We start from the raw sequence: 11,382 nt of genomic DNA, 5'->3' as shown, positions 1-11,382 counted from the left end.
ATCTGATGTAGTAATGATGTATTGTGATTTCTTAAAAAAATAACGCTATAAATCTATTATCTGTAAAAAAAAAAACTTATTTATATGTTTAATAAAAACTTAGAAAGATTTTCATCCTGGGTAAGGTTTAATTTCTTTCTTAATCGATAGCGATGCAACTCAACACCTCTGAAAGAAATATTCATCATTGGTGCAATTTCCTTGGAGGAAAGATTCATTTTCAAGTAAATACAGAGCTTAATATCCTTTGAAGTTAGGTTTGGATATTTCTTTGATAGCGTAACGATAAACTCATTGTGTATCTGATTCAGATTGGTTTCAAAAGTTTCCCATTCATGCTTATTTAATGCATTTATTTTTATGGCTTTTTTAATTTCACTTTTTAACTTATTAAAATCAGTTTCTGCATCCAGAATTCCTTGAATTTTTTCAATCATCTCACTTTGCTTCGCTATCGAAAGTGATTTACCTGCAACTTCAGATGATTTTGATTGCAATTCAAGTTCTAAAATATGTTTTTCATATTCTTGGCTGGTTAGCTCATTTTCGGCTTTTAACTCCATCTCCAAGATTTTCTTCTGATGCTTCAATTCTTCTTCACGCAATTCCAGTTTTTGAATGTATCGCATTTTATTCCATTTATAATACATATATAAAATCATCCCTATTATAAGTAAGTACAACACTATCATCCAAAGAGAGAAATACCATGGTTGCGCCACCATAAACTGAAAATTTGAAATGGTATTGTAATGCAATCCATCATGTTGGTAAACAGTGATTTCATGTGAACCACTACTTAAGTTATTCAAAACAATCAATCCTCCTTTTACAGGTGTAAAATCTTTAGTTTCATTTGTTTTATAAACTAAGTTAGGACTCGTTACTCCGTAAACTCCAGATATTACATGCATTCTAATTTCTGAATTATACTTAATTTTTGATTTGTTTTTAACCAAATCATCATTGACAAAGGCTTCAATGCTTATTCTGTCTTTTTGCTTACTCGTATATTTTAATTGAAGTGAGATAAAACCATCGTCAAGATTCAATAGATAATTGTCTTTATTCTTGAATACTTTCAAATTATCATTAATAATTTTTCCTTTGTAATATTTCTCTTGAATGATATTTCGGATAAAATTATTTCCATTGGCATAAATATGGTACAAAAGCCCATCTTGAAGTACCAAAAAATGATTTTCATCAATGGCAACGATGTTTGAAACATTCTTAAAGTTGGCATTAAACAATTTATTTTTTTCTAATTGATTGTTGATTGAATTATAGGTATACCAAGACTTATTGATTAAAAAAAGGATTTCGTTTCTAAACTCAAAGATTTTCACTCCAAAATCATTGCTGATTTTACTGCGTTGGGTAACATTTTCAACATTGGTAGTTTCATAGGCCTCATTGTACAGAATTCGATACAATCCCCTATTGTTGTCAGCTGCCCATATTTCATTTTTTCTATTTTGGGCAACGTATTTTATAGGCTTCATTATTTTCTTTACAACAATAGTATTTTTCAAATTATTGGCATCATTATAAATGACCACACCGCTATAAGTTGCCTGTAAATACGAATTATTGATGCTGCTTTTTGCCAAATTCCAACCTCCATTTATAGTACTTAATTTATAGAACAATCCGTCCTCGTAAATAAAAGTACCTTCGTTATGTCCTATGAGGAATTTAGTATTTATTTTACTGATATTCCAAGCTTGTCCTTGGGTATTTGGAATTAACGAAAGCTGCTTGTCCTCATATTTAAATACACCATGATTGGAAGCCATCAAATATCCCTTTGGAGTACTCGCTACAGAATAAACGGAACCTAAAATTCCTGAATTATCATAAAAAATAGAAATAGGAGAATTGACCTCAATATGTGCTATTCCGTTATCCAAGCCAAGCCATAAATCATTCTCAGTGTCCTGACTAATACTTAAAATAGAATTGTTCATCAATACGTTATTCCGATTGATATTTTTATAAGAACCGGAATTCAAATCAAAAATATAAACCCCTTTATTAGCTGTTCCTATGATTAATTTATTGTTTTTAATAAATTTAGCAACATTGATATTTGCCGATTTCAAAATATCGTTTAAAGGATTTTTCCAAGGACTTAAAACGCCCTTGTCTGCAACATAAACACCGTTTTTTTTAGTAAAAACATAGATTTTGTTTTGGAATTTTTCGACAGCATGAATGACGTTATTCTCCAGAACAGACCATCCTTCTATTTTTTCGAATTTGGAATTCTTCATTTTATAAATTCCTTTTTCTACTGAAGCAACTAACAATTCATTACCAACCGGAAAGCAATAGGAAACCAGAAAATCAAACTTATTTTCCTTAATTACTTTTCCATCATACATGAAAAGTCCATTAAAAGACTGAAAGTAGATTTTATTATTAAATTTAAATATCTTCCAAATCTCTTCATTATCACTATCATCAAAAACCTTAGTTTTATCAGAAATGGAAACATAAAACATCTTTCCGTCTTTTCGATGCCAATAGCCAAATTCTTTATAAGAACCGGTATAAATCCGGTCACCATCAACCATTACGGAGCGAATGATAGTTTTGTTAGGCAAGCTGTATTTCTCCCATTTTACGCCATCATAACGCAACAAATAATAATTATTGGCAAAATACATCGCGTTATCATTTCCTTGTGCGACACTCCAAATCTGATTATCCCCTTGATAATCAGATTTATTGTAATTTTCAACAAAAGGAAGCAACTCCTGAGAATAAAGTTGGGATGATATAAAATATAATAGGATTATTATTGTAATTCTTACTTTCAAAATGTGGTGTTTTATATCCAAATATAAATAGATTTCTTAAATAAAAGGCATAAAAAAAGCCTCTGAATACAGAAGCTTTTTTCAAGTTGGTTATTTTCTTAATTCATCAGTAATTCAAATACCTGATTGGCAATTTCGATTTCCTCATTGGTAGGAATAACCAATATTTTAGTCTTGGAATCTGGTGTGTTGATTTCTCGAATTTCTTTCGAACGAATTTCATTTTTGGATGCATCCAATTCTATTCCGAAATAATCCATATCGGTGCACACTAATTTTCGGATGTACGAAGAATTCTCTCCAATTCCAGCCGTAAAAATAATGGCATCAAGTCCATTTAAAACAGCCGTATACGAACCAATATATTTCTTTATTCGATATGCATTCATAGCTAAAGCCAATTGACAATCCGCATTTCCGTTCTCCGCATTGGCTTCAATATCCCGTAAATCACTGTAACCGGTAAGACCAAGCATTCCGCTTTGTTTCTGCAACATCGTATTCACCGCTTCAAGTGAATAACCCAATGTATTTACCAGATAAAAAATCACGGATTGATCCACATCTCCGCTTCGGGTTCCCATAATCAATCCGTTCATTGGACCAAAACCCAACGTATGATCGATACTTTTCCCATCTTTTATCGCGGTCATACTACAACCGTTTCCTAAGTGTATCGTAATAATTTTAGAGCCTTTATTCTTAGAATTTTGCTTCAAATAATGAATCGCATTTTCCGAAACATATTTATGACTTGTTCCGTGAAAACCGTAAACGCGAATTTTATTCTCCGTCAAAAGGTAATTTGGCACCGCATATTTGTGTGCCACAACAGGAATCGTCTGATGGAATGCCGTATCAAAAACAGCCACTTGTTTTGCTGAATTAAAAATTTCCTCGGCCACATTTATTCCTTCCAAATTCGCCGGATTATGCAAAGGCGCTAAATCAAAAAGCTGCCTGATTTTGTCTTTTACTTCACGGGTAATAATTGCCGTATTCGAAAAAGCGCTTCCGCCATGTACCACACGATGCCCGACAGCTTCAATCTCATCCGTACTTTTAATTACCCCTACTTTTTCATCCATCAGTAATTTGGCAATTTTTTCCAAACCAATTTTATGGTTCGCAATAGGCAATGTTTCTTCTAATTTAGTAGTATTGGTTACATAATTTAGATTCGAAGTTTCCAGTCCTATTCTGTCAATCATCCCCGAACAAATAACTTCATTCGCCGGCATGTCGATTAATTGGTATTTTATAGACGAACTTCCTGAGTTTATAATTACTATTTTCATTTTATAATCCTTTTTCCTCTCCCCGACCCTCTCCGAAGGAAAGGGTGACTGGACGGTATTACTTTGTGTTAACTTTATAATTTAAACCTTAAACTTTTTATAACCCTTGTGCTTGAATCGCCGTAATCACAACTGTATTTATAATATCATCTACCGTACAACCACGACTTAAATCATTAACAGGCTTGTTCAATCCTTGTAACATAGGACCAATTGCCAACGCGCCAGTTTCTCTTTGAACCGCTTTATAGGTGTTATTTCCTGTATTTAAATCTGGAAAAATCAAAACGCTGGCTTGTCCCGCCACTTCTGAATTTGGCATTTTACTTTTCCCGACAGCCATATCAACCGCAGCATCGTATTGAATGGGTCCTTCAATTTTTAAATCGGGACGTTTTTTTCTCACTATTTCAGTTGCAGTTCTTACTTTATCTACTTCATCTCCTTTTCCTGATGAACCTGAGGAATACGAAAGCATGGCGATTTTTGGTTCAATACCAAAAGCCAAACTGGAATCGGCAGAGGAAATTGCTATTTCTGCCAATTGTTCCGCAGTAGGATTTGGATTAATGGCACAATCTCCAAAAACAGAAACCCTGTCCTCTAAACACATGAAAAATATCGAGGAAACCACAGAGGAATTGGGTTTCGTTTTAATGAATTGCAAAGCAGGTAAAATAGTATGTTGCGTGGTATGTGCCGCTCCGGAAACCATTCCGTCTGCGTGACCTTTATACACCATCATCGTTCCAAAATACGAAACATCTTCCATTAAATCTTTGGCCATTCTTATGGTTACATTTTTTGCTTTTCGCAACTCATAATACGTGTTTACATAATCATCATAATGCTCGGATTCTATCGGATTTATAATTTGTACTTTAGAAAAATCGAAAGGAAGCCCCAACTCCGCAACTTTACTTTCAATTTGTTTTTTGTTGCCAATAATCGAAATATCAACCACATCCATCGTCAATAACTGCGAGGCGGCAATAATGATTCTTTCATCATTCCCTTCCGGTAAAACAATGCGTTTCCTGTGTTGTCTCGCTCTTTTCACTAAATTATATTGGAACATTTTTGGCGTCATTCCTTCCGCTTCAAAAGTAATTAGCTTTTCAGCCAAGTTGTCTAAGTCAACATATTTTTCGAAAGTATTGATCGAAATTTCAATCTTCTGCTTGTTGTTCGCGTAAATTTTGGATTTAATGGAACCTATTTTATTGGTAATATAATACGTGCCCTCTTCCACCGCAATAATTGGAACAATGGTCGAAAGTCCTTCTATCAATTTCAAAATACTAATCTCGGGCAAGATATTCCCTGTCAAAACAATTCCTGAAATAGTCGGATAATTTACGGACTCATTGGCTTGCAATGCACCCAAAATAATATCGGCTCGGTCTCCAGGAGTGATTACCAGACTATTTTCTTTCAAATGCAACAAATAATTACACAATTGCATTGCCCCTACGCTAAAATTTCCGGTTTGATTGTTCAAATGTGCCGAGCCAAATAAAACTTTAGCATCTAATTCATTTACAATTTCCTGTACCGTTGGATTATTCAAATTATGAATCAAAGGAATTGAATTGACCAATATACTTTCGGGCAAGCTTTTCTTTAAACCGTTGGTTACTAATTCAATATTCTCCCGTTGCACTTTGTTGGCGATTACAGCCAAAACTTCGACATCTTTGACTTTAAAAGAATCGTATGCTAAATAAAGACTATCTATCAATTCCTCTAATGTTTTGCCCACTCCGGAGCCCACAATAATCGTTGGAATACCCAAATTTTTGGCAATCAAAACATTCATATCTAATTCGATAACTGTTCCTTCCCCTGTAAAACTGGTTCCTTCAACCAAAACAAAATCAAAACGCTCTTCTAATTTCTTGTATTTTTCAATAATCAAATCGAGAACCTCTCCTATTTTCCCTTTGTTCTTCTTTTTGATTAATTTACTTTTTGTAATGGCATACGCATCTTCAAATTCAATATCCATCCCAAAATGACCAATCACTGTTTCAATATGATTATCAAATCCTCCTTCTTCAAAATCTTCAACAATAGGTCTAAAATAACCAACTTTGGCCATTTTGCCGATAAGCATACTCATCAATCCCAACGTAATAATCGACTTCCCACTATTTTGCTCGCTTGTTGCAATGTATATGGCCTTGTTCATTTTTTTATTTTTAAATTTAATTCCAAATTAATTGGATGTATTCCTTTTTAATTTCTAAAACCAACGGCGTTTTTTAAAATAAATAATCATTCCAACTACCATTAAAAACATAGCGCCAATAACGGTATGATAGCCATAATGACGTTTGAGTTCCGGCATATATTCAAAATTCATTCCGTAAACCCCCACAATAAAAGTAAGCGGGATAAATATCGCAGATACAATGGTCAGGGTTTTCATTATCTCATTCATCTTATGTGTTTGTGCCGAGAAAAAGAAATTAGACGCACTTTCTAAAGATCCCATATCGGATTCAATTTGTTCTAAAAGTTCTAAACTCTTTTGATGCAATCGGGCAAAAAAGCTAAAACTATCTGCTTCCATCACATTAAATATGTTATCGTCTTTTATACTTTTTATATCATATAAAGAATCACGTAGCGGAATGATGGAGCGTTTTAGAAAATTTAAATTATCTCTATGTTTCTCTATTTTTTCTAAAATTATGGGATCAACACTTTCCTTGGTAAGATTAATCAATTCCTCTATTTTGTCTTCCTCGTTTTCCAAAGTGATGTAGAAATTTTCCATGATGGCATCCAGAAGAATGTACAACAAATAATCGGCTTTCTTGGTTCTGACAATTCCTGAGTGCAATCGAATGCGTTCTCGAATGTGGGTAAAAAAGTCACTTCTCTTTTCCTGAAAAGAAATTAGAATCCCATCTTTTAACAAAAAACTAATTTGCTCGACACTTATATTATCCGAATTTCCAGCAGGTAAAAGTGATTTTATGTTGAAAAATAGAAAATCATGAGATTCTTCCAGTTTTGTTCTTCGGGTAGTATTCAAAATATCAGCCAACATGAAATTATCGATTTCAAAATAATCTCCAATCGATTTTAGCCACTCCACATTATTTAAACCGTGTATATTAATCCAATTTGTTTTTTGTTCCTCAATATATTTATCTAAATCCGAAACCTTAAAATCCTCATATTCGGTAAGATTCAAATCATCATAAACAAACAATTGCATCTCCGATTCCTTACTTTTATGAATTCCTGTATATTCTAAATTATAAGGTTGCATTTTCCTTCCTTTCTTATACTTGATTTTTCTCATCCCAACTTGTTTATGTAGTAATATTACGAAAAACTTTTTCAAAAATATCGCTTTCCAGTACTTTTGGTATTCCTAAAAATGAAAAAAACCGGTTTGATTTAGTATTTAAAAAAGCAAAGATACCTCGAAATAATAATTCCATACATGAGAAAAATCATATTACAACATAGAAAAAGCAATTAATCAACGATTGTTAAATAGTGTTAATTTATATAAAACTGCATTTCGAATGGGTATTTTCTTAAAAAGATATCAATAAATTTGAACTTAAGTCGTAACAAAACACAATAAAATACGACTTATAGACCATAACCAATTATAAACTTTATTAATGCATTAACTAAATGGTAAAAAAAAAACTAACCCTAATTATTACATGTCTGTTATTTTGTTTTGCGCAAGGTACATTTGCACAAAGCAAAAAAAAGAAAAGAGCAGACAAAAATGCCCCTGCTAAAGTAGAAGCTAAAGCTCCCGAATCTAAAGACGGTAAGAAAGAACCGAAACCGTACAAAAAAGTTATTGACTCAACAGCAGTAACACAAAAAGGATTAATTGACATTCATAAAATTAATGACAAATATCTTTTTGAGATTCCAGACTCCCTTTTAGGTAGTGAAATAATGACTATAACCCGATATTCTAAAACTCCAGCCGGAGGAGGAATTTTTGGGGGAGAAGAAATCAACAGACAAGTTGTTCGTTGGGAAAAAGGGCTGAACAATAACATTCTTCTTAGATCAGTTACCTACGTTATCATGTCTCCGGATGAAGACAAGCCAATGGCTCAAGCTGTTAAGAATTCAACTTCAGATCCAATTATTGGAAACTACGATATCTTGGCCTTCAAAAAAGATTCAACCGGGAAAAATAATGCTGGATATGTGATCGACTTAACGAGCACTTTCGATGCTGACGTACAAACTTTTTCATTAGATCCAATAAAGAAACAATTGTTAAACATACAAACGTTTCAAAAAGACAAATCATTCATCTCAAAAATAAGCAGTTATCCAATAAATACTGAGATTAGAAGTGTTAAGACGTTCACTACAACTCCACCAAGAATAAATACGACTCCTGTACCACAAATTGGAGTTAATTTACCATCTGCATTAGATGCGGGAGTAATCACGGTAGAGATGAATACTTCTATGATTTTATTGCCAAAAACGCCAATGCGCAAAAGAGAATTTGATGCACGTGTTGGATATTTTGCGAACCAATATGATGTTTTTGAAGAAGAATCTCAAAAATCAGATACCAAAGTATTTGCAGTGAGATGGCGTTTAGAGCCAAAATCTGAAGAAGATGCTCAAAAACAAAAAAGAGGTGAATTAATTGAGCCTAAAAAACCAATTGTATATTACATTGACCCTGCAACTCCTGAAAAATGGAAAAAATTCATCAAACAAGGTATCGATGATTGGCAGGTTGCCTTTGAAAATGCGGGATGGAAAAATGCTATTCGTGGAGAATATTGGCCAGAGAATGATCCAACAATGAGCTTGGAAGATGCCCGTTTTTCAGTATTACGATATTTTGCTGCTGAGATTCAAAATGCATACGGACCTAATGTTCACGATCCTAGAAGTGGTGAAATTTTGGAAAGCCACATTGGCTGGTATCACAACATCATGAGTCTTTTAAGAGACTGGTACTTAATTCAAACTGCTGCTGTAGATCCTGCTGCAAGATCAAAAAAGTTTGATGATAAATTAATGGGAGAATTAATCCGTTTCGTTTCTTCTCATGAAGTAGGACATACTTTAGGATTACGCCACAACATGGGAGCCAGTTCTGCCACTCCGGTTGAAAAACTAAGAGATAAAGAGTACCAAGAGAAAAACGGACATACCTCATCTATCATGGATTATGCACGTTTTAATTATGTGGCACAACCAGAAGATGGTGTTACAGCCTTATTTCCTAGAATTGGGGATTATGACAAATGGGCTATTAAATGGGGTTATTCTTATTTTGACGAAGCTAAAACTGAAACTGAAGAAAAAGCGAAGTTGAATGAAATGACTAAGGAAGCCTATAAAAATAATCGTTTATGGTTTGGTACAGAAACCAGCCCTTATGATCCAAGATATCAAACTGAGGATATTGGGGATAATTCGATGAGAGCTTCTGAATATGGAATCAAAAACCTAAAAAGAATTTTACCTAATTTATTAGAGTGGACTAAAGAAAACGGAGAAAGCTATGCTGAACTAGACAATCTTTATGGTGCACTTACAGGACAATTCAGAAGATATATGGGACATGTTACTAAAAACGTTGGTGGAATCTATGATTCTCCAAAAACGTATGACATGACTGGAAATCAATTTGAAGTAGTTCCAAAAAGTATCCAAAAAGATGCGGTATCATTCTTGAATGCTCAATTATTCAACACTCCAAAATGGTTGTTGGATCAAAATATTCTTTCGAAAATAAACCCGGAAAGCGGTGTTGAAGCAATCAAAGGAATGCAAGATGCTACTTTATCAAGTTTATTGGCTGGAGATAGAATTGTTCGCCTTATAGAAACTTCTTCTGTGAATAAAAGCAACTATTCAGCTGATGAATTAATAAGTGACTTAAAAAATGGGATCTTTTCTGAATTGAAAGGAAGCGGTTCAATTGATGTATATCGTAGAAACATACAAAAATTGTATGTTGACAAAATGATCGAATTACTTAAACCAGGTACAGCCATGGTTAGAGCGGTTCCTGTAGGTGTTACTTACGGTTTCACGACAAGAAGAGTAAATTTAGCTCAAACCGACTTACCTTCTATTTCCAGAGGACAACTTAATAGTTTAAAAAACGAAATGAAATTAGCCTCGTCAAGAATGACTGATCGAATGAGTAGATATCACTTACAAGATTTAATTTCTAGAATAGGAGAAGCTTTAAATCCTAAATAATAAATTAAAAAGGGAAAATGTTTAACAACATTTTCCCTTTTTTTTATGATGTATTTGATGTGATTACAACGTAGAGACCATATTATATAGAAATACACATTATTGTAAATACACATTATTGTAAAACGCACATTGTAGAGACGCACTGCAGTGCGTCTTTACATAATAATAATAATAATAATAATAATAATAACCCGTTGGGTGCAATTGATTTTTACCACATAGAAACATAGAAATTATAGTATTTAAAAAGAGTTTGATAGATGTTTTACTTTTCACATAGTCAAACTATGCAAAAAATAGTGCTATTTTCTATTATTTCTTTAATTATAAGTTTTATTTCTATGTTTCTCCTATGTTTGCGAAGTTATCGATTTTAATTATTAAAGTCCATAAATTTGAATAATGAAGTGAAAAGGAATGAGAGAACATATGTCCCTAAATAGTTCAAAGAAATATATTGACACATAGAAATATCCTCATTCTTTTTTATCTTTTAGAGTCTGAACAGAATGTAAGGAATTAGGTAAATCTTAATATCCAGAATATCCAATCAGGAGAAAAGACGAAGGAAGATTCATCACTTTATAAATTTAAACTTTAAAGTTATGACAGAATTAAAACAAGTAGTTGGAATTGATGTTGCTCAAAAAGAATTAGTAGTTACTTTAGGAAGAATGTTTGATGATTTGTCGATTGAATTGTATGCCTATAAAGTTTTTAGAAACACAGAAAAAGGATTTACATCTCTGTCCGATTGGATTAAAAAGCTAACCAATGATCAAGTAAAGATTCATTATGTAATGGAAGCCACTGGTGTTTATCACCAAAAATTTGCTTATTATTTAGACAAGAATGATTGTCAGGTTAGTATAATATTACCAAACAAAATCAGTAATTACATTAGAACCCTAGATATTAAAACTATTACCGATAAAACATGTTCACAAGCAATTGCTCAATTCGGATTGGAAAGAAAATTAGATTTATGGAAACGCCCAAAAAGCATTTATAAAAATCTACAA

6 protein-coding genes are annotated in these 11,382 nt (G+C 32.9%); 2 read left to right on the top strand and 4 right to left on the bottom strand.

Going from position 1 to position 11,382, the window contains the following annotated elements:
- Window positions 1-80: 80 nt before the first annotated feature.
- The 4 genes from ACNQGX_RS09670 to corA form a co-directional block, all read right to left on the bottom strand.
- Entirely contained in the window at window positions 81-2,825 is a 2,745-nt protein-coding gene (locus ACNQGX_RS09670) for a LuxR C-terminal-related transcriptional regulator (RefSeq protein ID WP_417975743.1), read from the bottom strand.
- Window positions 2,826-2,923: 98 nt separating this feature from the next.
- Window positions 2,924-4,123: an acetate/propionate family kinase gene (locus ACNQGX_RS09665; protein ID WP_417975741.1), complete on the bottom strand. Its 1,200-nt coding sequence runs from the start codon at window positions 4,121-4,123 to the stop codon at window positions 2,924-2,926.
- 97 nt (window positions 4,124-4,220) lie between these two features.
- On the bottom strand, window positions 4,221-6,314 hold the full coding sequence (gene pta / locus ACNQGX_RS09660) for a phosphate acetyltransferase (RefSeq protein ID WP_417975740.1): 2,094 nt from the start codon (window positions 6,312-6,314) through the stop codon (window positions 4,221-4,223).
- 54 nt (window positions 6,315-6,368) lie between these two features.
- On the bottom strand, window positions 6,369-7,439 hold the full coding sequence (gene corA / locus ACNQGX_RS09655) for a magnesium/cobalt transporter CorA (RefSeq protein ID WP_417975738.1): 1,071 nt from the start codon (window positions 7,437-7,439) through the stop codon (window positions 6,369-6,371).
- A gap of 344 nt (window positions 7,440-7,783) precedes the next feature.
- Between corA and ACNQGX_RS09650 the strand changes: the two genes are divergently transcribed.
- Together ACNQGX_RS09650 and ACNQGX_RS09645 are read left to right on the top strand one after the other, a co-directional pair.
- Complete coding sequence (locus tag ACNQGX_RS09650; protein ID WP_417975736.1) at window positions 7,784-10,357, top strand: zinc-dependent metalloprotease; 2,574 nt, start codon at window positions 7,784-7,786, stop codon at window positions 10,355-10,357.
- A gap of 608 nt (window positions 10,358-10,965) precedes the next feature.
- The coding region (locus ACNQGX_RS09645) for an IS110 family transposase (RefSeq protein ID WP_417975734.1) at window positions 10,966-11,382 on the top strand (417 nt) is incomplete at its 3' end.

It is taken from the genome of Flavobacterium glycogeni (assembly GCF_048286775.1).
Lineage (GTDB): Bacteria > Bacteroidota > Bacteroidia > Flavobacteriales > Flavobacteriaceae > Flavobacterium.
This window is presented reverse-complemented; position numbering and strand designations above follow the sequence as displayed.

Coding starts and splice junctions, on each gene's coding strand:
- ACNQGX_RS09665 (WP_417975741.1), bottom strand. CDS start 4,123: ATGAAAATAGTAATTATAAACTCAGGAAGTTCGTCTATAAAATACCAA.
- pta (WP_417975740.1), bottom strand. CDS start 6,314: ATGAACAAGGCCATATACATTGCAACAAGCGAGCAAAATAGTGGGAAG.
- corA (WP_417975738.1), bottom strand. CDS start 7,439: ATGAGAAAAATCAAGTATAAGAAAGGAAGGAAAATGCAACCTTATAAT.
- ACNQGX_RS09650 (WP_417975736.1), top strand. CDS start 7,784: ATGGTAAAAAAAAAACTAACCCTAATTATTACATGTCTGTTATTTTGT.